Consider the following 22,236-nt stretch of genomic DNA (forward strand, 5'->3'; position numbering starts at 1 on the left):
TCTTTATTAAAATATTTTCCTTTCTATAACGATTACATTGAAAAAAGGTGACTTTATATGGGTGATCGCACCTTGCGCCGAATATTTATTCTTGCTGGGATAGCATTGATCATATGGGTTTTATACTTATTAAAGCCTGTAGTTGTTCCTTTTATCGGCGCATTTCTAATTGCATATTTATTTAGCCCTTTAGTCGATAAATTACATAATATTGGCTTGCCGCGCTGGTTATCTATCAGTTTGGTCTTTATTGGAATTGGTGTCGCTATATTCCTTTCAATGTGGTTCCTCGTACCACTGGTATGGGAACAGTTGATGTATGCGAAAAACAATATTCCAAGCAATATTCATTGGGTCAACTATACATTCCTGCCGTGGTTATCAGAGACATTTAATCTTGTACCGATGGAAATTGATACAGAGCAAATGTCAGCAGCGATCATGGAGTATATTCAAACCAACTATAGTGCAGACAGTATCCAAGCCATGTTGTTAAAAGTGGCTCAATCAGGTCTGAACTTCATACAAATTGGTGGCACGATTGTCTTAATTCCAATCATTGCCTTCTATTTCTTATTAGATTGGGAGCGTATGTTAGAAAACATGCGTCGCCTTATTCCACGCAAATACGAAAAAAGCACATTAACCATCGTAGGCGAATGTCATGAAGTTCTAGGCGCATTTGTAAAAGGCCAGTTCTTGGTGATGTTCTTGTTGGGCGTTGTATATGCGGTTGGACTTCAATTGGTGGGTATTGAGGTCGGCATCATCATCGGGATGATTGCAGGTTTAGCCAGCATTATTCCGTACTTGGGTTTTGCAGTCGGTATTATTTCGGCAGTTGTGGCATGTCTATTCCAATTCGGTTTGGATTGGGTACATTTGGCCTTAGTGCTGGTTGTCTTCATGGTGGGACAGGCGATAGAAGGCTATATCCTACAGCCGTTCTTACTGGGCGACAAAATTGGTTTGTCTCCAGTAGCCGTAGTTTTTGCGGTGCTTGCAGGCGCACAATTGGCAGGACTGCTCGGAATGCTCATTGCATTACCTGTCGCAGCGATTATTGTGGTGTTATTACGTCATGCGCGTGAAAATTATGAGAAAAGTAATTTATACCGAAATGATGTACTCGTGGTGAATGATGCTGAAATTGGCACATTAAGCGTAGAAACCAATCAAATTGCTGTCGATATTGAGCTCAAAAATCAGTCTGCAAATTCGCTGCAAGATCCTGAAATTTCGAGTAACATTGAACGATCAGAACATAAAGATTGATAAGGCCAAAATATAGATATGCGTCAATTGCAGTTAGATATAGAACCCCAGCTCGATGCCCGAATTAGTGATTTTTCTGGGCCGAGTTGGGGACATGTAATCGATGGTGTACGTCAATTACATGCAGGATTAATGAATCGTTTCTATATCTATGGTGGAGCTGGCACAGGAAAAAGCCATTTACTGTCTGCAATATGTGACTCCTATTTAGAAATTGGCAAATCAGCAATTCAAGTTTCATTGCTTGAATTGCTAGATGCTCCCACTGAAGCGATTACTTCGCTCGATCGCTATGACTTGGTGGCTTTAGACGATATTGAAGCGATTAGCGGAGTTCCACATTGGCAAAAAGCTGTTTTTCACCTGATTAATTATAATAACGAAGAAGGTGGTCAATTGGTCTTTTCATCTCGGCTGGCGCCCATTGAACTCAAACTTGAACTGCCAGATTTACAGTCTCGATTAACTCAGGCTGTCAGTGTAAAAGTACCAAATGGTAGTTTATACGCAGACCGACAAGCACTCGTAAACTCTGTTTTGGCGCGACGTGGCATCCATATGGATCAACAAATTGTAGATTATTTGTTGGCACATGGGCCGCATCAGGCATCCATTTTACTTAGATCTTTAGAACAACTGATTCAGATGTTAAAAGGTGAAAAAGTCAAATTGAGTCATGCCAATTTAAGACAGATTTTTGCCCTAATTGATGAATATCGGTAAGCAATAAAAATTCTTGAGTAATTACTCAAGCTGTGACAAAGTACATAAAAATATTTTAATGTTGCAAGGATTGTGCAACTTAAGAATAAAAAGATAAAAAATATTTAAGGAGATGGATATGCTCAAACAGAGCATAGGCATTGGCATGCTTCTCATGGCAGGTCATGCATTTAGCGCAGAAATTATCGTTACAACCACTGAAGATGTTGTAAAGGATGACAAGGAATGTTCACTTCGTGAAGCCATAGAATATATCAATAATGGTATGCCAGAAGCCGGATATAATGGTTGCGGGGGTAAAGACGCCTATGCCTCAATTTCTCTGAAAAAAAATGAAGTTTATAAACTCACTAAAAAAATTGATATTAAAGCAGAACTGAATCTGAAAACGGCGTATGACAGTAACGTCAATGAAGATGTCGTACTCGGTCTTAATAATGCCGTCATTGAAATGACGGGTAAGGATCAAATTTTTAATATTAATGATGGCGAAAAAGAACTACTTGCTATCAATTTTAAAGAAATTTCATTTAAAGGATGTAAGCAAGATCAATGTGCTGATAAAGGCGGCATCATTTTTAATAATGAAAAACTTACACTTGAAAATGTAAAGTTTGAAGATGGCTATGCACGACTTGGTGGTGCAATCTACAATGTAAGATTTTCAGAAGATGGCGCAGCTGTAGCAAGCCGTCTATATATACGAACCACAATTTTTCAAAACAACAAAGCGGTAGATGGGGGTGCAATTTACTCAGAAGCACCGGCTTATGAAATCTATACATCTTTGTTCAAAAATAATGAAAGCACTTCTGGTCGAGCGATTGTTTACAATCAAAATGGGCTCGCAGACATCAGCAAGTTGGTGTTCAGTAACCCTCAAAATATCATTGCCAATAGTACTTTTTTCAAAAACAAAGGTTTTGCTGTCAACTTACGTGATGGTTTAGCACTCAATAATATTACAGTACTGAAGAACAGTGGCGGTATCGAACTAAATAGTACCTCTGAGCATGCTTATTTAGCCAATAGTGTGGTGATTGGTAATGCGCTCAGTGGTACCGCTCAAGATTGTAAAGTCGTGAACTCAGGAACAGACCAATCTGTTTTTTATAACAACTTAGTGGCTGCGAGTTGTCCTGTTGGGCCTGCTGCAAATTTAAATGATGTATGGTCTGGGACGAGTTTAATTGCGGGTGAAGATGAAGGTAGCTGTAAAACCTTAACAGAAGATCGTAATGCACTTTTCTGTCCATTTACCACAGCAAATAACGCATTTATTGGTTATTTACGTCCTCGTATTTTATTAGATTACGAAACGATTTTCTCAAGCCCGATATTAAATAAGGGGAAGACCACAGCAGATGGCAATGAGCATCATGTGTATTGCGAGTCTTCTGATCAGCGTGGAAAAAATCGTAATTTGGATGATGTTTGGTGTGATCGTGGGGCTATAGAAATTGTGGTTCCTGTGAGCATGCCTCGATTAGGTAAAGACATTCGTACAGGTGAAGTAGCCAAGTTTAATATTTTAGATGCATTAGGTGACAGTGATTTAATTCCAAAAGAAGAATGTTCAAAAGTGATGGGTATGGCAAATTCAACGGGTGAGCCATGGCAAGATGGTTGCCCAATAATTGTACAAAGCACCGAATCTAAAGGTAAATTTACACTGAATTTGAATGGTGATTTTGAATACACGCCAAATGGAAATTGGCATGGCGCAGATATTTTTGAATTGCGTGTGGTGACGTCTTCAACCCGTTTTAATACTTCGGCAAAAAATTATTTAGCTGCAGAAGTGCGTATTTTCCAAGAACCAAACAATGAAATGGAAAGTAAAACCGTTAAAACTTCGGGTGGTGCTCTAGGCTGGGCGAGTATTTTTGCGCTGCTTGGCTTAGTTGGATTTCGTCGCTTTAAAAAATAGTCTGGATAGAATTAAGGACAGCACATGAAAAATTATAAAAAAGGATTGCTGGCGGTCATGGTCCTTGCGGCTATGTCATCTATGGCAGCGACAAGTAACATCATCAGAGTTACGACCTTTGATGATGAAAATGGTGAAAATCTCAATCAATGTTCTTTACGTGAAGCGATTGAAACTGCACGTAAAAACAAATCTTTTGGTGGATGTAATGTCGGTAATCCAAATAATGGGCAGACCGATTATATTCAACTTGAAGCAGGTGAATATCTTCTGACCAAAGGTGAGTTAGTTCCTCTAAATCAGATCGTGATAGAGGGGAAAAGTCGCTTTAACTATGATTCAAAAAATTTACTGACGCAGAAATTTCCTGCCTATGAAGATATTAGAACGACGATTAATGCCCAAGGCAAATCGCGTATTTTTAATACTTCACGCTCAGAAGCCAACTTTATCGTCAATAATGTACGCCTTACTGGCGGGATGGCAGAAGACCGTGGTGGTGCCTTGTATTTAGGGGGAGCATTTACCTTAAATAATGGTGCAATTGAAAACTCTCAGGCCAAAGTTGCTGGCGGTGCGATCTACTCCGTTGCGCATAATATGTCGAAAAAAACATTATTGGTGAGCAGTTTAGTTCAGGGTAACGTCGCACCTAAAGGTAGTGTGGTAGCTATGGACTGTATCGGCAACTTGGGGGATACCCAGCCTGAAATTGTGTTCCAGCAAAGCAGTATTATTCAAAATGGTTCATCGACGAGCAATAGTGTGATGGACTTCTGTGGAAATGCCAAAGTTGAACTGACAGCAAATACGATTGCAAAAAACCAAGCAAATCCAAATACGGGTAGTATTATCCGTGCCATTTCTCAGGGAACGGAACGTTTAAGTGCTTTTTCTAGCTTCGTTTTAACCAGTAATACAATAGTCGAGAACAATGCGGCTAGTACCTATTATTATGATAACAATGGTACAAAGGCTTGGTATTTCAATGTATTGGCCTACAATACTGGTGGTAAATCTTGTCGTTATCTCAATAACGCTGTACCTGATAATAGTCAAAAATTTGTTGCAAGTAATAACGCTTTTGAACTGGCAGCCGCACAGTGTGATTTACCCGAAAGTGTGCTGAATAGTACGGAAAGCTTTCTGCAAAACCATGACGTAAGTAGCTATGCTATGGGCACTTTATTAAGCGCCCTACAAACAAAATCTGCTTATAATTTGTATTTACCTTTGTATTACCCGAAAGCAATCGGCAGCGGTTTTGACTTGATCAATCTTGGCTTAGAAGGTTGTAGTGATGCGGATCAACGGGGTATTTTGCGGATCACAGATGGTACTTTACAGTTATCACCTACGCAAAGAAACACATGTGATATTGGTTCGGTTGAGTTAATGAATTTAACCGCAGCAGATATGGCAGATATTACCAATGAGTCTTTAACAGCTCTGCAAGATAAGTATCAAAATACAATTGATGCTTTGAAAAAGGATATCGACGATCCAGATTATGCAGAATATAAAGTTGCCAATCAGGATGATTTAACAAAGTACGAAGCGGTATTCAGTGCATTAAAAAATAACCTTAAATATCGTGCGGTTTATTTTGATCCGTTCCCGGCATCATTACCTCAAGAAGAGTCTGTGAATGGAAGTGCTGAAACACGACAAATTGCCTTAAATGCTGAAAACTACAGCGTGACGACTTCACCAATCGGCATTGGTAGTGAAATTACGGTGTCTAGTACAGGCGAAGCAAGTATTGTGGGTAATCCACCACATGACCTACACTGTGATTGGGATGCGGGAATAAAACAAATCGTTATATATCGCACTAGTGGAGCAACAACAGCACCTACCGAATACGGTTTTTGTAAATATACGCTAAAACAAAAGACAGGGAGTCAGGCGGAATCCTCTGGTGTAGTACGTGTGGCATTTAAAAATATGACCCCAGTGGCCAAAGCTGCCCAATATACGATTAGTCCGTCAAATAATTTGTCTGTTACCGTCAATAATTTATTAGAAAATACTAATGATGATGGTGATGGTCCAGTTGCATCTATGCCAGCGGGTAAATCGGTATGGCATAAAAATGAAGAAGGCCAAATTATTCCAATTCGTTTTACGAAAATCCCAGCAGGTTTAAACTTTGAAGCTGAGTATAGTGGCAGTTGCCCAGCGAGTTATTTAAAGGAAACCTGCTACGGTGGCAAGATTACCTTCTCTGTAAAAAATGGCTTTAGTCAGTTTGACTATCCTGTTGAATATAGTGTTGTCGATAGTGATGGCATTGCATCAAGCAATGCAATTCTGACTCTTAAGAATACCGCGAAAAACACCAACTCTTCTTCTAGCGGCGGTGGCTCAATGGGAGTATTTGGACTGTTGGCATTGATTGGTTTAGGTGTGTATCGTCAGCGTCGGTTGAGCAAGTAAGACAATAAAAAAGCCTCGATAAGAGGCTTTTTTATGGCTTAGCTAATGTAATGGATTTGATTTTCACAACATACTGTTGTTTTTAATTAGTGAACGACAGCGATAGGCTGTAAATATTTATTGATATACTCATCGCGAATAGCAGGTCGTTCATCAGGACTAGCTTTTTGCATACGTGTCGCGAGTTCTTTACGTTCTAAAGTACTCATTTTTTGCCATGTTTCGCGCATACGCTGCTTTTCACTGTCCGGAAGTTGGGTGAACCAATCCATGCGCTGTTGCAAGCTGACACGTTGATCTGCAGGAATCTCTTTGAGTGCCTGATACTTTTTAATTAAAGCCTGTTGTTCTGCTTCAGATAGCGAATCCCAAGTTTCATTAACTTGAGTATCTGCATCTTTTGAAAAAATCCAAAAGCGATCAAAGCCAGCAAAACTGGTTTGCAAAAAACTAAAAGCACAGAATGCAATTGCTAATTTTTTAGCTGCCATGTGGAACTTTGTCCTCACCCAGAACCATCAACATTTCAAGATCTTCCACCATTTGAGGGGAGAGCTTAGGGGTTGAAATCACCTGATTTTGTGGTTTGTCATCCAGTACAGTCGCATTCGGTAAAATGACAAAACCTGCAATTGCTGCTGCAAGTGCAAAGCCAGACATTTTCCAGAAACCATAACGAGAAGTTTCGCGCTGATGAATATCTTCAAGCACGTTATTCATGACAGTTGCTTTGTCTTTATGGTGCTGTGCGAGTCCATCAAGTTTGGAAGTTACTTGCTTTAAGAAATCATCTTGTTTCATTCGGATGATCCTCCCATATGTGGATTCAAATGTGCCAAAGCGGTACGTAAACCTTGAATGGCACGGTGGTAATGTGTTTTCACACTGCCTTCGGAACAATTCATAATTTCTGCAGTTGTATGCGTATCAAAGCCTTCCCAAGCTCGCAACATAAATGCTTGTTGCTGGCGGACTGGAAGTTCTGCGATAGCATCTTGTATTTCCTCTGCAGTGACAGCCTGATCCAGAAAGTCGAAGGGGTTTGGTGTAGATTCATCTACCACATCCTGTATTTCGACATCGTCGTCATCTAGGCTGACTTTTCTAAATAAGGAAAACGGCTGCGAACGACGTGCTTCTTTTCGACGCCAGTCTTGCAGCTTGTTATTTAAAATGGTGTAAAACAGGGGATACCATTCCTCTGTGGACTTTTCAGCATAAGCTTTATGTAAGGAAATAAAGGCTTCTTGCACCAAGTCCATGGCAATGCCATGTTGACCGTGCGTTGCACTTTCCATCATTACTAAAGCACGCCCCGTCACTTCATTCATGAAGTTTTTCAGGCGAGACTCAGCCGTGCTTTTTAAAACACTGCTGTCTTGCGTCTCGGACTTTTTGGGTGCTAAATCCATAGAGATGGAAAATCCTGTCATCGGATACCCACCATTATTTCCATATTCATATACAAATAACGATGGAAATAATGGTTAGGTTGACAAAAAGAATTATTATTTTTTCTAGTGTAGTCTATTTTTTTCAGGCTTAAGCGCTAAATACAATAAAATAACGATTTTACTGACGTTGGCGAACCATCTCAAAAAAGCAGATTGAACCGGCAATTGCGACGTTAAGTGATTCTTGTCCACCCGGTTGGGGAATCGCTACGGCTTCTGCATGTTGTAATGCATACTCAGAAACACCTTGACCCTCATTGCCTAAAATCCACACACATTGTTTGCGCAAATTTTTGCTATATAGGTTTTCAGACTGATGTGAGCTTGTTGCATACACTGGAATTTTGAATTTCGTCAAAATATCTTCAAGGGCAATATTTTCAAAGGTATTTAATGAAAAATGTGCGCCCATACCTGCGCGTAATACACGCGGTGACCAGAGTGATGCAGAGCCTTTGGTACAAACGACTTGCTCAATACCCGCTGCGGCAGCAGAACGGAGTAGGGTACCTACATTACCAGGGTCTTGAATGTTGTCTAAAATTAAGGTGTCTTCACTGAAGTTAAGCGCTTCACTTGAACTTGGTAAATCCACAATCGCTAAGCAAGCAATAGATGTTCCAAGTGTACTGATATCTTTGTATAAAGATTCACTTAGAATGAACACCGCACCTTGATATTGTTCCGCAATGCGATCGAAATCAGCATGGTTAATTGCTTGTTCAGTGGTGAAAATCGATTTGATTGGACGTTTTGAGTCTAACCATGACAACACCAAGTGTGTGCCTTCCAAAACAGTTTGACCTTGTTTTTTACGATAGGCATTTTGTTCGATTAAGCCACGCAGATGCTTAATTTTCGGGTTGTCTTTTGATTCGAGATAAATCAGAGCCATGAGGGAGATATCCACGAAAGTCAGCAAAAATACTGACTTTCGTTATTAGAAATTAATTATGGTATGAAGTAACTAGGTCAACTTCGTTTTTAGAACCAATAATCACAGGAACACGTTGATGAAGTTCTGTTGGTTGGATGTCTAGAATGCGGACACGGCCTGTTGTAGAAGCACCGCCAGCTTGTTCCATCAACATACTCATTGGGTTTGCTTCGTACATTAAACGTAGACGGCCTGCTTTTTTCGGATCTTTGAAGTCGTATGGATACATGAAGATACCGCTACGGCAAAGAATACGATGAATATCACCCACCATGCATGCAACCCAACGCATATTGAAGTCTTTTTCACGCGGGCCAGTTTTACCTGCAAGAAGTTCGTCGATATAACGTTTTACAGGCTCTTCCCAGTGACGCTGGTTTGATGCATTAATTGCATATTCTTTAGTATCTGCTGCAACCGCAATCGCATCTTTAGTTAATAAGAATTCTTTGCTTTCTGGATCAAAAGTAAAGAAGACTACGCCAGCACCGACAGTTAGAGCCATCATTGTTGATGGGCCATACAGTACATAACCTGCAGCCGCTTGGTTAACACCCGCTTGCATGAAATCTTCAGCTTGCGTTACCGCATTTTTTGCAGGAAGAATTGAGAAAATTGTGCCGACACACATGTTGATATCGATGTTGCTTGAACCATCTAATGGGTCGAACAAGACAAGATAATCGCCATTTTCTTGAGCTGGCGTGAATTCATCTAATTCTTCAGATGCCAGACCGCCGACATGTGGATGAACTTTTAATGCATCGATGAGGTAATCATTTGAAATGACATCAAGTTTCTTTTGTTCTTCACCTTGAACGTTTTCGTGTTGCGCGCTACCCAATACACCAGCCAAAGCACCTTTTTGTAAAAGAAGGTCGATGTCTTTGCATGTATTACCAATTGTTTCAATAACTTGTGCTAATGCAGGAGTAAGATTACCACTTTGTTGTTGTAGAAATTGGGAAAGGGTGAGATTTGACATAACCGGAAAACTCCAAATATTAATTTATCAAAAATGATAAAAATGTGATTGTGCAACATTTTAGATGAGAACGAAGGAAAAGAAAAATTAAACTAGACTATTTGTCGTGATTTTACCCTTGCAAGTCCTGAATAACATGCTATGTTGAATCTAATGTATAAATCGAAAGACAGGGAGCACAACAATGACCACACAAAAATTTGATGCGACTCCGACTGCAACTGAGGGATTGAATTTAGACGATATTTCTGCGGATACTGTTAAAGCTGCATGGAGCAGTTACGAAGTAAAAGCAGAGTATAAAAAGTTCAATAAACATGACCTCATTGAGTCGATGCAAACAGAAAAAGAAAATGCTGAACATCCAGAAGCAGAAGCGTAATGATTTGGATTGTTAAGCTAATTTTCTAGTTGGTAAAGCTAAGGATCTCGCTTTAAAAGTCGTTCATTTGCATTTTTAATTGGATATTTTCTTAAAGTTCTAAAGCCGCTAATCGAATTTATCCTGAGTTAAAGGGCTAAATTGAGTTAAAGCAAAGAACGGTGCAACAGAAACGATATAAATTAAATGATACGGGTTAAATCAAAAAAGCACTCATTAATGAGTGCTTTTTTAGCTCAGACTTATTCAAGTCTTATTCAAGTCTTATTTAAGTAGTGGAGGAACCGCTTCGTAGTTAATTTCTACACGGCGGTTTTCTTTCCATGCATTTTCATCATGACCCGGATTGATTGGCATTTCTTTACCATAGCTAACTGCTTCAAGCTGATTTGGACTTACGCCTGTTGTAATCAGGAAGCTTTCAACAGCTTTGGCACGACGTTCACCAAGTGCCATGTTGTATTCACGAGTACCACGTTCATCGGTGTGACCTGTTAAAGCAACGCGTGAGTTTGCATTAGCAACAAGGAACTGTGCATGAGCTTGAAGGGTTTGTAAGTCTTCATTGCTAAGCTCTGTACTGTCGTAGTCAAAGTGTACTACGCGCTTCGCTAAAAATGCTTTATTCGCTTCAGTTACACCTTTAGATGATGCACCGGCTAGGTTTTGTGCATTGAGTGCTGCATCTTCACTTAAACCAGAAGTGTTTACAGTGGTTGAGCTATTTGGGTTTTGTCCTGCTTGTACGTCTGCTGCAGGTTTACGGCTGGCACAACCAGTCATTACTAATGCTGTAGCTAAAACAGGTAATGCAATCAGTTTCATCGCTTTCATATTGATCTCCATGACGGTTATTTATGATGTTTCATTAAAAAGTTATTGTTGAATAAATCATGCAGTGTTTATTTCGGTGCCCAAGCTGGTTCACGAACTTCACCTTGTTCACTTGGTAAGTTCATGCGGAAACGACCATCTAAAGACATGATCGAGAGCAAACCACGGTTTGCTTCACGTGTTGCATACACCACCATTTGACCATTTGGAGAGAAGCTTGGGGATTCATCTAAACTTGTTGGTGTTAAAATATTGGTTACACCAGAACCAATGTCTTGAACCGCAACTTTATAGTTACTACCGCTAGGACGATGCACCAAAGCTAATTTTTTACCGTCCGCACTTAGCGTACCACGCGCATTGAAAGCGCCACGGAAAGTTAAACGTTTTAAACTTTCAGCACTTAAGTTGTAGGTATAAATTTGTGGAGAGCCACCACGGTCAGAGGTAAAAATAAATGATTTACCGTCAGGGGCATAACGTGCTTCTGTATCAATCGCTGTGTCATTGGTCATGCGTTTTAATTGGCGAGTCTGTAAATCCATTTGATAGATTTCAGGATTGCCATGCATTGAAGCGGTAAACAACATGCTTTTACCATCTGGCGAGAAGCTTGGTGCACCATTTAGACCACGGAAACTTGCTACTTTTTCACGGTTACCACTTGCTAAGTCTTGGATGTAAATCGCAGGGCGCTTGGTTTCAAAAGAAACATAAGCTAGCTTTTTCGCATCAGGTGTCCACGCAGGGGACAGGATTGGATCACGTGAAGTCAAAATGGTGCGTGGCTGCTCCCCATCTGTGTCGGCAATTTGTAGGGTATAGCGCTGATCTGGTGTTGCTGCATTACGCAATACATAGGCAATACGGCCGCTGAAGTCACCTGGAATACCCGTTAAAGCTTGATAGATTGCATCACTGATCATATGCGCTGCTTGACGATAACGTGAAGCAGGTACAGTGAGTAGTTCATTTAACAGGTATTGTTTTTTTTCAACATCATACAGTTGGTAGTGAATTTCATAAGAGCCATCAGCCGTTGTTTTTGATGTGCCTGTCACGACATAGGGTACGCCCGCAGCTTTCCATGCTTCTGCATTAGGTGAATTTATTGTTGCAGTTGCAGGTAAGTTTTTAGAGGCACTGGTAAATTTACCTGAGCGGTTCAAGTCATTTTCAACCACTGGATAAATATTTGAGTCATTACTAAAAGGCACGATCGCAATTTTAGGTGCTTCTTCAGGAGCTTTAGTGATTTCGAGGTGAAGCTGCGCATGCGTTTGAGTCACTAAAACTGGGCTCAAAGCAGTGAATACGGCTAAGCAAAGAAGATGTTTACGCGTCATTTCCATCATTCGCTAACTACTCTAAAAATGTGAGTTATTGTCTGTATTAGGTTGTGTCACATAATGGCATGATTTTGAATTATTAAAAGCACAACATTATGATTAATCTGTTATTCGTCTGTGAATTCGTGTCTAAATGTTTGCCTATTTTGATGATGCTTAATTATAAAAATATAAGGTTCTGCTGAACTGATGTCCTTATTTAGAGTGGAAAGACATATAAATCAACCGAGATTCACGGCGAGCATCTGGATTTTCTGGTAAATCAAAAGGGGCTGAGCTAAGGATGGCTTTTTCAATACTCTTTTTAAATGCACGATTTGGCGCATCAAGAATCACTATCGATTGAATTGAACCAAATGATGTCAGTGTAATTCGAGCATTGGCTTTTTGCCCAGTTGAATCTGCTGGAGCTTGCCAACGGCTCAAGATTAAATGTTTAATTTCGGTTTTGGTCCCAGATGCAAGCTTTTTGGCTTGTGATTTACGAGAAGCCTCAGCGCTTGCTGTTCGTTTAGCTGTCGCAGCAGTTTGTTCACGTTCGCGCTTGTATTGCTCAGACTTTGCCTTTGCGGTAGTCATAGGTACATTCGCGGAACTCACCGCGACCTTTTCAGGTTGAATCTGAGTCGATGCTGGATTGTCAGTAGGGCTGGCTAAGGTTGATGATGAGCCTGCCATTACAGAAAATAGAAACAAAAATTTCAAATGTGCCATAAGTTGTAATTAGTCCAATGATCAATTTAAAAATTTAAATGGGTATCGTTATTTCGCTATAAATTTTGTTATAAAAATGCGCGCTTGTTTACGTGCCTCTGGATCAGATGGCATGGGATAAGGTGCAGCATCGCGAACGGCAGTTTCAATACTGGCTTTCAAATCTGGATCGCTAGAATTGATAATAATAGAATGTACACGTCCATTGTCTGCGAGATTAACACGTCCATTGTCTGCGAGATTAACACGTACAGATGCCGATTTTCCTGTAGAACCTTTGGGAACTTGCCAAGCACGGCGAATTTTATCTGCAAAATCTTTTTTTGCTGTGAGAGCAATTTTTTTGGCTTCAGCTTTTTTCTTTGCAGCCTCATCATTTGAATTTTTTGCCATGGCTGTAGGCGGAAATTGTACTTCTTGTAAAGCTTGCTCAGGTTGATTTGTTTTAGCATTATCCTTCAGCAAAGCTTTAAATTGTTCGGATGATATATTTTCAGGCGTTGCCGAAGAGGGGATATAAATTGACCGACTTTGAGCAATTGTTTGGCTGCAAATAAGTAAGAGTGTAGAAAATAAAAAAAGTGGTTTCATCTTTTATGATTCTTTATAGAAGTAAATGAAAAATCCCCACAAGGTTTGCAGGGATTTAAAAATTAACGTGATGACTTGAAGGTGGACGTAAACCTTTGAGCTTCACGTTTTGCATCTGGGTCACTCGGCATTGGGTATGGTGCAGCAGCTCGAACAGCAGCCTCAATACTGGCTTTCATATCAGGGTCACTAGAGTTCACAATCACTGACTGAACTGAACCACTTTCCGTAAGGGTAACGCGAGCAGTTGCCGATTTACCAGCAGAGTCAAAAGGTGTATCCCATGCACGGCGGATTTTGTTTTCAAAATCACGTTTAGCAGTTGAGGCAATTTTCTTCGCTTCAGCCTTTTTCTGTGCGGCTTCTTCAGCTGCTTTTTTAGCTGATGAAGCTTTGGCTTCTTCGGCTGCACGTTCGCGTGCTTCGGCATCGGCTTTAGCCTTTGCATCTGCCTTGGCTTTTGCATCGGCATCTGCTTTACGTTTTGCAACTTCTGCATTGGCCTTGGCTTTCGCATCAGCATCTGCTTTACGTTTTGCAGCTTCCGCATTGGCCTTAGCTTTGGCATCAGCATCTGCTTTACGTTTTGCAGCTTCCGCATTGGCTTTAGCTTTTGCATCGGCATCTGCTTTACGTTTTGCAGCTTCTGCATTGGCCTTGGCTTTCGCATCAGCATCTGCTTTACGTTTTGCAGCTTCCGCATTGGCCTTAGCTTTGGCATCAGCATCTGCTTTACGTTTTGCAGCTTCCGCATTGGCTTTAGCTTTTGCATCGGCGTCTGCTTTACGTTTTGCAGCTTCTGCATTGGCCTTAGCTTTTGCATCAGAATCTGCTTTACGTTTTGCAGCTTCTGCATTGGCCTTGGCTTTGGCATCAGCATCTGCTTTACGTTTTGCAGCTTCCGCATTGGCTTTAGCTTTCGCGTCTGCATCTGCTTTACGTTTTGCTGCTTCAGCATTGGCTTTCGCCGTAGCATCTGCTTTTGCCTTAGCCGCATCCGCTTTAGCTTCTTGTTGTGCTTTTAGTTTTGCAGCTTCAGCCGCTTTAGCTTGTTCTTGAGCACGCTTTGCATTGTCCGCAGCTTTTTGTTCAGCAAGCTGCTGTGCTTTTGCCGCAGCGAGTGCCTGTTGAGCAGCAACCTGTGGATCTGCCTTAGGTGGTTCTGCTGGATTAGGTGGTGCAGCCGTTGGAATCTCGGGTGCTGGTTCAACGCTAGGTTCTGCTGTTTGCGTGATTTGTTCAGCTACATTTTCATGTGCGGTTTCATCAAACTCAGTGACTTCACGTGTTACAGGTTTTAAATCTTCCGGTTTTACCAAAACTGTGGTTATTTTTTTAGGAGGCTCAGGTGGTTTACTCATGCCAAGATAAAGTAAGCCAACCACAGCGACGATATGCACACCCAGTGTGAAACCAATCGCAACGGCTTTTTGTTTAAAAGGCGGCTTTTTGAAATCTTTCATAAATTATTTTAATGGCTCAGTCAGTAAACCTACTTGTGTTAAACCTGCATCTTGAAGGGCAGACATGAGTTTCATGACTTCACCATAAGGACGAGATTCACTGCCGTTAATCAGGACACTCATTTGCTTTTTCTGTTCGTTCGCTTCATTTTGCGAAGCCGTTAAAACAGATTTTAGTTCATCGAGTGTGAGTACATCATTTTGATGATTTTTATCTTCGAGAGTGATCGTGCCATCTGCTTTCAGTGTAACAATCGCTCTACTATCTTCCGCTTGCATAGGCGTGCCATTTGCCTGTGGTAAGTCGACTTTGACACCTGTGGTGATCATAGGTGCAGTGACCATGAAAATCACCAATAGAACTAACATGACATCAATATATGGTACGACGTTCATGTCACTTTTTAATGGTTTTTTGATGCGCTCAAAGCGTCCAGAACGTTGAATAGCCATTAGTCATTGTCCTGAGTTGAACCTACAGACTGGCGTTGTAATAACGCAACCATTTCTTCGGCAAAAAGAGCACGATCGTTATAAACGGCTTCACCTTTGGCTGTAAAATGGTTAAATGCTAGTACAGCAGGAATTGCCGCAAAAAGACCAATGGCCGTTGCAATCAATGCCTCTGCAATACCAGGAGCAACCGTAGCAAGGGTGACTTGGTCAACATCTGCCAAACCAATAAAAGCGTTCATAATGCCCCAAACGGTACCGAATAAACCGACATAGGGTGCAACCGAGCCAATACTCGCAAGCGCGCCTAAACCATTTTCTAAATGTCCTTGGTCACGGCTTAAACCCACACGAAGAATACGTTCTGTACCTTCAATTGATTGTTCTGCGCTGGCATTACGTTTTTTAAGTTTGAAAAACTCGCCTAAACCTTGATAGAAAACATCTTCAAGGCCAACACGTTTCGAGTTGAGCTGAGCATTGTTGTATAAAGTATTGAGTTCGGCGCCAGACCAAAATATTTTTTGGAAATGTTCATCGTCAGCCTGCGCTTTTTTATAACTCATGTGTAACTTGGCAATCAGATACCAACTGAATAACGAAGCTAAGAGCAGCAGGAGCATTACCAGTTGTACGACAGGACTTGCTTGTAAGATGAGGTCTGAAACTTTGAGTGTTGATTCTAGTTGAGTTGCCATAGTTACTACATGTGCCAAATAATTTTTTTAATCTTGTTCCAATTCTTTCAGAATCAGTTCACGTATTTCATCAGGAAGGCGACGGGGTTTCATCTCTACACTGATACATGCCAATTCTACCTCACCTGATGCCAGCATAATATCACCACGATAAATATTTTGTTGCAACACAAATGACGTAGCCTTACACGAAACTACACTTGCTGTAACAGTAATCAGGTCATCCATTAATATAGGGCGTGAATATTTCACATTAATTTTATGAACGACAAAGTTGTAATCTTTTTGATGCCAATAATGGTCTACACCTGAAGCGCGTAGCCATTCTGTGCGGGTACGTTCCATAAAGCGAATATGATTTGCGTGGTAAACAATGCCACCTGCATCTGTATCTTCAATATATACACGAATGTTGAATTCGAATTTATTCGCCATGAGAGTGTTCCGTCTTTATAAAATCTGAAAAATATTGTTCTGCACTTCAGCATAGAATTAGAGCATTTAAAAATGGCGATAATTCAATGATTCGTCAAGTGCTTCAATGACGGGCAGTTTAGCACCGTGAGTCATCAGTCCAATGGCACAAGGTTTCAACTCACGTAAATCTTTAACTTTCGTAGATGTCATTACTGATTAAAAAAGAGACTGCTTTTAATTTGTTTGTTCATCTAATTTAAATTTTGCATCGACAAAATCTTGTAGATGAGCTGCTAAATATCCCGCAATATGAAAGTGAGTTTCTTCCATTTTCTTTTTCTGTTGCTTTGGGAGTAATGCTTTTAAAGATTCATACATATACGTTAAGCAGCAAAAGCCAAGGCCAATAACTAACATGAGTAAAAGTTTATTAGGTAGATCTATCCAGAAAAACACATAAACGAGTATGACTAAAGTAAAGAATGAGAAGCTGAAATACAACGTATTAATTTTTGCTGGCTTAAAGTTTTCCTTGACCAAAGCTTGTACGTCGTCGTGATAGTACGTCCCAATAAAAATGAGGGCAGAAGTATAGTTGAAGCTCAGGTTTTTTATACGATATGCAGAAGGCGATTGTTTAATAGTTAAGATATTATCTTCACTTACTTCTATGGTTTCTTTGCTAAGAATGTTTTCACATTCGACAGTGATAAAATAATTGTATTCGGTGTGGAATAAGCTTTCAAAATCACTCATTTGTTTTGGGCTAAATGAACTGATAGGTTGTTCTCTGGGAATGTGTTCAATGGCACTGTCTAATGGTAGGTTTTGAATGTAGTCGCTATTAATTTTGTTAATTATTCTATTCTCAAGATTTATCATTTTAGTCTATTGTTTGTAGTGGCTTGAATTTATTTTAAAAATTTAAATAAACATGCAGGGAGCATTTAACTCCCTGAAGTCGTTCAGTGAATTATCGTTTACTTATCTTTCGGCTCTGGTGGTGTCATCCCAAACTGTAAATACGCCATATTGGTGGCAATACGTCCACGTGCAGTACGCATGACATAGCCTTGCTGAATGAGGTAAGGCTCGATCACATCTTCTAGCGTCCCTGAGTCTTCTGCCATAGCAGCAGCTAAAGCTTCTACGCCTGCAGGGCCACCATCAAAACGCTCTAGTAGCATTGATAAATAACGGCGGTCTAGCGTATCTAAACCATCTTTATCGACATTTAGCATGTCCAAAGCACGTTGAGCCATCTCTTGGGTTACTTCACCTGTGCCTTTGACTTGCGCATAATCACGGACCCGGCGTAATAAACGGTTTGCAATACGAGGTGTCCCACGAGCACGGCGTGCAACTTCTTGAGCACCTTCGGCGGTCATGGGCACATCCATCAAGTTGGCAGAACGAGTCACAATATGCGTTAAGTCTTTGACAGAATAGAACTCTAAACGTTGTACGATACCGAAACGGTCACGTAAAGGAGAGGTCAGTAGGCCTGCACGAGTCGTCGCTGCAACAAGAGTGAAGGGTGGTAAATCCAGTTTGATCGAACGGGCAGCAGGGCCTTCACCAATCATGATGTCGAGTTGGTAATCCTCCATCGCTGGATAGAGAATTTCCTCGATGACCGGTGAAAGACGATGGATCTCATCAATAAATAAAACATCACCTTCTTCGAGGTTGGTTAGCATTGCAGCCAAATCGCCTGCACGCTCAAGGACGGGGCCTGATGTTGATTTTAAGTTGCCGCCCATTTCACGGGCAATAATATTGGCCAGTGTGGTTTTACCTAAACCCGGTGGGCCAAAAATTAAGGTGTGATCAAGTGCTTCTTCACGGCCACGTGCAGCACCGATAAAGATTTCCATTTGTTCACGGACGACAGGCTGCCCGATGTAGTCATCAAGGGAAGTTGGGCGGATGGCGCGGTCGAAGTGGTCTTCGGGCTTTTCGGAACCACTGATAAGACGGTCTTGCATATAATTAAATCAATCTCTGGCTGAACTTTCGAGGCACAGCCTCAAGTTGTGATTTGTGTTTAAGTGCCATTGTGTAGGCATTGCTTTACTTTTGAAAGATCAAAATGAGGGCTTTTAAATATATTTAAAAGTCCGCAAGTAAATCTTGTGTTGGATTGAGGATATATCCTTATATCCCAATCCAACATGGCGACATTCATGTCGCCTTCGTGTATACAATTTAGGTGTATTGGTATGTCTATTTGAATTATTTATTCATCGACTTAAGTGCTGCACGGATAATGTCGCTGGCTTCAGTATAATCAGCTTTGACGGCATTAATTAGCTTTTGTGCTTCAATTGGCTTGTAACCTAATGATTGCAATGCCGCCTCAGCTTCGGCAACTGCAGAGTTGCCTGTAAATTGAATTTGTTCAACAGTTGAATTGGTTGGTGCAGTGCCTGAAGCCATGGCTTTAAAGCGATCACGAAGCTCAATCATGAGGCGTTCAGCGGTCTTTTTACCCACACCCGGAACTTTGACTAAAGTGTTTACATCTTCATGTTCAACCGTGTGAATCAGCATTTCAACACTTAATGTTGATAAAATGCCCAGTGCCATTTTAGGGCCTACGCCGTTAACTTTTAACAGTGTGCGGAAGATCAGTTTTTCTTGAGCATTGCTAAATCCATACAGCAGTTGTGCATCTTCACGAACAGCCAAATGTGTCCACAGGGTAATTTTTTGACCTTTTTGTAGTTGGCAAAATGTTGAAAGTGGGGTGTCAATTTCATAGCCCACACCATTTACATTGAGTAATACCGTTGGTGCTTCCAATGCCAGCACTTCGCCAATTAAACATCCGATCATGTCATTTATTCACTTTATTTCAGTTTAGTCTGAGCCATTTGCTCAATTTCAATTTGTTGTGAGATTAGCGTGAAGGCCAGCGAATTACTAGCCTTCACATTTTTTCAGCTTTAAAAGAAACCAACTTTATTGCCTTGAAGTTCCTGTGCAAGGTTATAAGCCTGATGGTCTGAAAATTTAGAGATAATATCCAATACTTGCATGATGTTTTCATAATGCAACGGCCCAAAATGTGCCCCCGAACGGTGGAGAATGGACATCAGTCGCTGTTCTTTAAAACTCAAGGTTTTATTTGGCGTAGTTAGAGGAATAAATGCGTCTAAAATATTTTGCAGACTTTGGTGTGCAATAATCTCTAAGCCTGCTTTTTGTGGATGTTCAAAAATTTTATCGCGAGCTAATTCTTTCGCTCGGTTAATTCCACACTCGATATCTTCACTGCAATACTGCAATAAACTGCCTTTAAGTTGACCTGACAAAATTTCATGATGATGGCGGGCGAAGGCTGTCGTGACTTCTTCGACTAGACGTTTCATCACTCGACCACGTAATGCGGCAATTTTTTGTTGCCAAGTGGTATCAGTCATCGCCAATTCGGCAGGTATGCCATAGTCACCGACCAAATCAAGGAAAATTGGCTCAACTTCGTTATAGTTCAACATGTTGAGGATAATGCCATCTTCAAGGTCAATTAAGGCATAACAAATGTCATCTGCGGCTTCAAGCAAATAGGTCAACGGATGACGACAGTAGTGATATTCGCCCAGTTGAATTAAACCGAGTTGTTCTGCAATTTGCTGCAAGATTTCTTTTTCTGCTTGATAACAACCAAACTTTGCTCGTTGGCTTGCAGGTTTATTGCCTTGCGATGCAATGGTTTTTGAAAGCCACGGGTATTTTAAATATGCACCTAAAGTTGCATAGGTTAAACGCATACCACCATCATTCGGATGATAGTCAATTTTAGTCAGTAAACGTAAGCCTTGTGCATTACCTTCAAACTGACGCACATCGGCTTCTTCTTCAGGGCTTAAGTCCTGTAAAAAGTTGGTATGCGATGCGTCATCAAACCATTCTCGAATGGCATATTCGCCTGCATGGCCAAAAGGTGGATTACCAATATCGTGTGCCAAGCACGCAGCTTGAATAATTGCACCGACATCGGCAGGTGAAATCCACATCGGGAGTTCATCTTTAATTTTTTCCGCTGCCAACATCCCCAATGAACGTCCAATACAAGACACTTCTAAAGAGTGAGTCAGGCGAGTATGAATACCATCGTGTTGGGTGAGGGGATGGACTTGGGTCTTGCGATTAAGCTGTCGAAAACTCTGCGAAAATATAATGCGGTCATAGTCTTTGTGGAAGGGGCTACGTGCCTGTTCAGAACTGTGTTTATTGCTACCAATACGAACTGTAGAAAGAAGTTCAAGCCAACGCATTTGAGTCATTTATCATTATTCAGTTATTTACTAAAAACTATGATGCCAAACTTGTGACTAAAGTAATAGTGGGTAGCGTCATAGCTTGACACTTTATTTAAGGGTATCGGTGTAGGTGTAGAATTATTCGTATTAAGGTAGGGTGTTTTTAAGATAAATATTATTCATTGGCTAGACTATTCGCTGATTCAAACCCATTGGTAATGCCGCCTTGAAAGCCTCAAAATTCTAAAATTGATATTAGGGTCTGTTGACATTTGTTGATTAAAAAAATAGCGAGATAGTAAAATTAAATCGCCAAACCCAATTTTACACTCGCTATGCCTCGAACAATGCTAAATGATCAACACTGGTCCAAGTTACTTGCTATTTTCCGTCACTTTAATATTTATCTCAAATTAAATTTACGGAATTTTATTGAAGCGATTTTATTTCGAATTAGAACAGGCTGTCCTTGGCGTGATTTACCTCAAGAGTTTGGTAAATCAAATTCTATTTTTAAGAAATATAATCGATGGTCTAAAAATAGTAAGTTTATGAATATTTTTAAATTATTCAGCCAGCATGCTGATAAAGAGTGGATTTTTATCGATGGGAGCCATGTACGAGCGCATCAACATTCAGCTGGTATTAAGAATCAAAGTATTTCCAAAAGTATTGGTGGTAATAGTTCAAAAATACATTTAGCAATCGATTCAAATGGTAATCCTATTGAATTTATTATTTCAGATGGAACTTCACATGATATTAAGGTTGCACCTGATCTTGTATCAAAATTAGATTTAACAGAGTCAGAAATGCTATGTGCAGATAAAGGCTATGATTCAGAAAGTTTCAGAAAGAAAATTAGAGAAAGTAATACGAAAGCAAACATTCCTCGAAGATCAAATGCCAAATCTAGCAATGATGATATGGACTGGTATATGTATAAAATCAGACATTTAGTTGAAAATGCATTTTGTAGATTAAAACAATTTAGAGGAATTGCCACAAGATACGATAAGCTAAAACGTAACTATCAAAGCGCTGTTGCTTTAGCTTGTATATTTATATGGTTGCCTCTTTAGCTCAATTTATCGGCTGTAAATGTCAACACACCCTAATTTTCGATTAATGTTTTTTACAATTTATTTTGTGCTAAGCTGCGCTGCTGTATTCAATCTTTTTGACTGAAAATAAAAACAAAATTTAAAAAATCTTGTGCCATTCTCGAACAGAAAATGCTTTTCCCATCTAGCTGATTTCACCAATACACAGTAGAATATGCGCTCTCTTCAAGTCACATTGCGGCTTGGTTCAAAAGACCAGCCCG

Annotated in this window: 24 protein-coding genes; 6 read left to right on the plus strand and 18 right to left on the minus strand. The window is 40.4% G+C overall.

The genetic code is table 11. The features are described from left to right. Nucleotides 1–57 precede the first annotated feature (57 nt). The 4 genes from cxpE (at nucleotide 58) to MST17_RS04940 (ending at nucleotide 6,367) form a co-directional block, all read left to right on the plus strand. A complete protein-coding gene (gene cxpE / locus MST17_RS04925; protein WP_180008957.1) occupies nucleotides 58–1,275 on the plus strand; it encodes a chloramphenicol efflux transporter CxpE in 1,218 nt (405 codons plus the stop codon). 18 nt (nucleotides 1,276–1,293) lie between these two features. Next, nucleotides 1,294–1,998: a DnaA regulatory inactivator Hda gene (gene hda, locus MST17_RS04930; RefSeq protein WP_078190380.1), complete on the plus strand. Its 705-nt coding sequence runs from the start codon at nucleotides 1,294–1,296 to the stop codon at nucleotides 1,996–1,998. A 118-nt stretch (nucleotides 1,999–2,116) separates the two neighbouring features. Further along, nucleotides 2,117–3,928: a rhombotarget A gene (gene rbtA, locus MST17_RS04935; protein WP_180026961.1), complete on the plus strand. Its 1,812-nt coding sequence runs from the start codon at nucleotides 2,117–2,119 to the stop codon at nucleotides 3,926–3,928. Nucleotides 3,929–3,952: 24 nt separating this feature from the next. Next, the gene (locus MST17_RS04940; protein ID WP_180026960.1) at nucleotides 3,953–6,367 is read left to right on the plus strand and encodes a CSLREA domain-containing protein; all 2,415 of its coding nucleotides are present in this window, start codon (nucleotides 3,953–3,955) and stop codon (nucleotides 6,365–6,367) included. Between the two features lie 86 nt (nucleotides 6,368–6,453). Here MST17_RS04940 and MST17_RS04945 read toward each other — a convergent pair whose 3' ends face one another. The 5 genes from MST17_RS04945 to MST17_RS04965 all read right to left on the minus strand — a co-directional run bounded on the left by MST17_RS04945 (nucleotide 6,454) and on the right by MST17_RS04965 (nucleotide 9,743). Next, nucleotides 6,454–6,858, minus strand: a complete 405-nt coding sequence (locus tag MST17_RS04945) for a DUF3106 domain-containing protein (RefSeq protein ID WP_078190378.1) — start codon at nucleotides 6,856–6,858, stop codon at nucleotides 6,454–6,456. Continuing rightward, the gene (locus MST17_RS04950) at nucleotides 6,848–7,168 is read right to left on the minus strand and encodes a hypothetical protein (protein WP_078190377.1); all 321 of its coding nucleotides are present in this window, start codon (nucleotides 7,166–7,168) and stop codon (nucleotides 6,848–6,850) included. Before MST17_RS04950 ends, MST17_RS04945 begins: the two co-directional genes overlap by 11 nt. Then, nucleotides 7,165–7,779 (minus strand): RNA polymerase sigma factor, encoded by a 615-nt coding sequence (locus MST17_RS04955; protein ID WP_111883945.1) that lies wholly within the window; start codon nucleotides 7,777–7,779, stop codon nucleotides 7,165–7,167. Before MST17_RS04955 ends, MST17_RS04950 begins: the two co-directional genes overlap by 4 nt. Nucleotides 7,780–7,939: 160 nt before the next feature. Next, nucleotides 7,940–8,716, minus strand: a complete 777-nt coding sequence (locus MST17_RS04960) for an RNA methyltransferase (RefSeq protein ID WP_078192042.1) — start codon at nucleotides 8,714–8,716, stop codon at nucleotides 7,940–7,942. A 52-nt stretch (nucleotides 8,717–8,768) separates the two neighbouring features. After that, nucleotides 8,769–9,743: a class 1 fructose-bisphosphatase gene (locus tag MST17_RS04965; protein ID WP_078192041.1), complete on the minus strand. Its 975-nt coding sequence runs from the start codon at nucleotides 9,741–9,743 to the stop codon at nucleotides 8,769–8,771. Nucleotides 9,744–9,927: 184 nt separating this feature from the next. Between MST17_RS04965 and MST17_RS04970 the strand changes: the two genes are divergently transcribed. Further along, nucleotides 9,928–10,125 carry an NF038105 family protein gene (locus MST17_RS04970; RefSeq protein ID WP_180026959.1) on the plus strand — a complete coding sequence of 66 codons (198 nt, stop codon included), beginning with the start codon at nucleotides 9,928–9,930 and terminating at the stop codon, nucleotides 10,123–10,125. A gap of 264 nt (nucleotides 10,126–10,389) precedes the next feature. Here MST17_RS04970 and pal read toward each other — a convergent pair whose 3' ends face one another. The 13 genes from pal to MST17_RS05035 form a co-directional block, all read right to left on the minus strand. Next, nucleotides 10,390–10,959 carry a peptidoglycan-associated lipoprotein Pal gene (gene pal, locus MST17_RS04975; RefSeq protein WP_180023326.1) on the minus strand — a complete coding sequence of 190 codons (570 nt, stop codon included), beginning with the start codon at nucleotides 10,957–10,959 and terminating at the stop codon, nucleotides 10,390–10,392. A gap of 68 nt (nucleotides 10,960–11,027) precedes the next feature. Then, nucleotides 11,028–12,311, minus strand: coding sequence for a Tol-Pal system beta propeller repeat protein TolB (gene tolB, locus MST17_RS04980; protein ID WP_180026974.1), 1,284 nt, complete (start codon nucleotides 12,309–12,311; stop codon nucleotides 11,028–11,030). 192 nt (nucleotides 12,312–12,503) lie between these two features. Continuing rightward, complete coding sequence (locus MST17_RS04985) at nucleotides 12,504–13,022, minus strand: TonB C-terminal domain-containing protein (protein WP_257222184.1); 519 nt, start codon at nucleotides 13,020–13,022, stop codon at nucleotides 12,504–12,506. Nucleotides 13,023–13,070: 48 nt separating this feature from the next. After that, a complete protein-coding gene (locus tag MST17_RS17185) occupies nucleotides 13,071–13,613 on the minus strand; it encodes a cell envelope integrity protein TolA (protein WP_180026958.1) in 543 nt (180 codons plus the stop codon). A gap of 62 nt (nucleotides 13,614–13,675) precedes the next feature. After that, complete coding sequence (gene tolA / locus MST17_RS04995) at nucleotides 13,676–15,076, minus strand: cell envelope integrity protein TolA (protein ID WP_180026957.1); 1,401 nt, start codon at nucleotides 15,074–15,076, stop codon at nucleotides 13,676–13,678. Nucleotides 15,077–15,079: 3 nt separating this feature from the next. Further along, the gene (gene tolR / locus MST17_RS05000) at nucleotides 15,080–15,529 is read right to left on the minus strand and encodes a protein TolR (protein ID WP_168378060.1); all 450 of its coding nucleotides are present in this window, start codon (nucleotides 15,527–15,529) and stop codon (nucleotides 15,080–15,082) included. Beyond that, a complete protein-coding gene (tolQ, locus tag MST17_RS05005; RefSeq protein WP_078192037.1) occupies nucleotides 15,529–16,227 on the minus strand; it encodes a protein TolQ in 699 nt (232 codons plus the stop codon). The genes tolR and tolQ overlap by 1 nt, the downstream gene beginning before the upstream one ends. Nucleotides 16,228–16,254: 27 nt before the next feature. After that, nucleotides 16,255–16,662: a tol-pal system-associated acyl-CoA thioesterase gene (ybgC, locus tag MST17_RS05010; protein WP_180026956.1), complete on the minus strand. Its 408-nt coding sequence runs from the start codon at nucleotides 16,660–16,662 to the stop codon at nucleotides 16,255–16,257. Nucleotides 16,663–16,728: 66 nt separating this feature from the next. Then, the gene (locus MST17_RS05015; RefSeq protein WP_257220673.1) at nucleotides 16,729–16,854 is read right to left on the minus strand and encodes a hypothetical protein; all 126 of its coding nucleotides are present in this window, start codon (nucleotides 16,852–16,854) and stop codon (nucleotides 16,729–16,731) included. Nucleotides 16,855–16,878: 24 nt separating this feature from the next. After that, the gene (locus MST17_RS05020; RefSeq protein ID WP_180026955.1) at nucleotides 16,879–17,526 is read right to left on the minus strand and encodes a hypothetical protein; all 648 of its coding nucleotides are present in this window, start codon (nucleotides 17,524–17,526) and stop codon (nucleotides 16,879–16,881) included. Between the two features lie 98 nt (nucleotides 17,527–17,624). Then, nucleotides 17,625–18,632: a Holliday junction branch migration DNA helicase RuvB gene (ruvB, locus tag MST17_RS05025; protein WP_168378058.1), complete on the minus strand. Its 1,008-nt coding sequence runs from the start codon at nucleotides 18,630–18,632 to the stop codon at nucleotides 17,625–17,627. 247 nt (nucleotides 18,633–18,879) lie between these two features. Continuing rightward, complete coding sequence (ruvA, locus tag MST17_RS05030) at nucleotides 18,880–19,482, minus strand: Holliday junction branch migration protein RuvA (RefSeq protein ID WP_180026954.1); 603 nt, start codon at nucleotides 19,480–19,482, stop codon at nucleotides 18,880–18,882. 110 nt (nucleotides 19,483–19,592) lie between these two features. Further along, entirely contained in the window at nucleotides 19,593–20,933 is a 1,341-nt protein-coding gene (locus MST17_RS05035; protein WP_180026953.1) for a deoxyguanosinetriphosphate triphosphohydrolase, read from the minus strand. Nucleotides 20,934–21,244: 311 nt separating this feature from the next. Here MST17_RS05035 and MST17_RS05040 point away from each other — a divergent pair, with 311 nt between their 5' ends. Then, the gene (locus MST17_RS05040; RefSeq protein WP_026056797.1) at nucleotides 21,245–21,991 is read left to right on the plus strand and encodes an IS5 family transposase; all 747 of its coding nucleotides are present in this window, start codon (nucleotides 21,245–21,247) and stop codon (nucleotides 21,989–21,991) included. The last annotated feature ends 245 nt before the right edge of the window (nucleotides 21,992–22,236 follow it).

This window comes from Acinetobacter sp. YH16056_T (assembly GCF_024605895.1).
Lineage (GTDB): Bacteria > Pseudomonadota > Gammaproteobacteria > Pseudomonadales > Moraxellaceae > Acinetobacter > Acinetobacter amyesii.

Excerpts from the sequence above, each read along its gene's own strand:
- cxpE (WP_180008957.1), top strand. The coding sequence starts at position 58 with ATGGGTGATCGCACCTTGCGCCGAATATTTATTCTTGCTGGGATAGCA.
- hda (WP_078190380.1), top strand. The coding sequence starts at position 1,294 with ATGCGTCAATTGCAGTTAGATATAGAACCCCAGCTCGATGCCCGAATT.
- rbtA (WP_180026961.1), top strand. The coding sequence starts at position 2,117 with ATGCTCAAACAGAGCATAGGCATTGGCATGCTTCTCATGGCAGGTCAT.
- MST17_RS04940 (WP_180026960.1), top strand. The coding sequence starts at position 3,953 with ATGAAAAATTATAAAAAAGGATTGCTGGCGGTCATGGTCCTTGCGGCT.
- MST17_RS04945 (WP_078190378.1), bottom strand. The coding sequence starts at position 6,858 with ATGGCAGCTAAAAAATTAGCAATTGCATTCTGTGCTTTTAGTTTTTTG.
- MST17_RS04950 (WP_078190377.1), bottom strand. The coding sequence starts at position 7,168 with ATGAAACAAGATGATTTCTTAAAGCAAGTAACTTCCAAACTTGATGGA.
- MST17_RS04955 (WP_111883945.1), bottom strand. The coding sequence starts at position 7,779 with ATGGATTTAGCACCCAAAAAGTCCGAGACGCAAGACAGCAGTGTTTTA.
- MST17_RS04960 (WP_078192042.1), bottom strand. The coding sequence starts at position 8,716 with ATGGCTCTGATTTATCTCGAATCAAAAGACAACCCGAAAATTAAGCAT.
- MST17_RS04965 (WP_078192041.1), bottom strand. The coding sequence starts at position 9,743 with ATGTCAAATCTCACCCTTTCCCAATTTCTACAACAACAAAGTGGTAAT.
- MST17_RS04970 (WP_180026959.1), top strand. The coding sequence starts at position 9,928 with ATGACCACACAAAAATTTGATGCGACTCCGACTGCAACTGAGGGATTG.
- pal (WP_180023326.1), bottom strand. The coding sequence starts at position 10,959 with ATGAAAGCGATGAAACTGATTGCATTACCTGTTTTAGCTACAGCATTA.
- tolB (WP_180026974.1), bottom strand. The coding sequence starts at position 12,311 with ATGGAAATGACGCGTAAACATCTTCTTTGCTTAGCCGTATTCACTGCT.
- MST17_RS04985 (WP_257222184.1), bottom strand. The coding sequence starts at position 13,022 with ATGGCACATTTGAAATTTTTGTTTCTATTTTCTGTAATGGCAGGCTCA.
- MST17_RS17185 (WP_180026958.1), bottom strand. The coding sequence starts at position 13,613 with ATGAAACCACTTTTTTTATTTTCTACACTCTTACTTATTTGCAGCCAA.
- tolA (WP_180026957.1), bottom strand. The coding sequence starts at position 15,076 with ATGAAAGATTTCAAAAAGCCGCCTTTTAAACAAAAAGCCGTTGCGATT.
- tolR (WP_168378060.1), bottom strand. The coding sequence starts at position 15,529 with ATGGCTATTCAACGTTCTGGACGCTTTGAGCGCATCAAAAAACCATTA.
- tolQ (WP_078192037.1), bottom strand. The coding sequence starts at position 16,227 with ATGGCAACTCAACTAGAATCAACACTCAAAGTTTCAGACCTCATCTTA.
- ybgC (WP_180026956.1), bottom strand. The coding sequence starts at position 16,662 with ATGGCGAATAAATTCGAATTCAACATTCGTGTATATATTGAAGATACA.
- MST17_RS05015 (WP_257220673.1), bottom strand. The coding sequence starts at position 16,854 with ATGACATCTACGAAAGTTAAAGATTTACGTGAGTTGAAACCTTGTGCC.
- MST17_RS05020 (WP_180026955.1), bottom strand. The coding sequence starts at position 17,526 with ATGATAAATCTTGAGAATAGAATAATTAACAAAATTAATAGCGACTAC.
- ruvB (WP_168378058.1), bottom strand. The coding sequence starts at position 18,632 with ATGCAAGACCGTCTTATCAGTGGTTCCGAAAAGCCCGAAGACCACTTC.
- ruvA (WP_180026954.1), bottom strand. The coding sequence starts at position 19,482 with ATGATCGGATGTTTAATTGGCGAAGTGCTGGCATTGGAAGCACCAACG.
- MST17_RS05035 (WP_180026953.1), bottom strand. The coding sequence starts at position 20,933 with ATGACTCAAATGCGTTGGCTTGAACTTCTTTCTACAGTTCGTATTGGT.
- MST17_RS05040 (WP_026056797.1), top strand. The coding sequence starts at position 21,245 with ATGCCTCGAACAATGCTAAATGATCAACACTGGTCCAAGTTACTTGCT.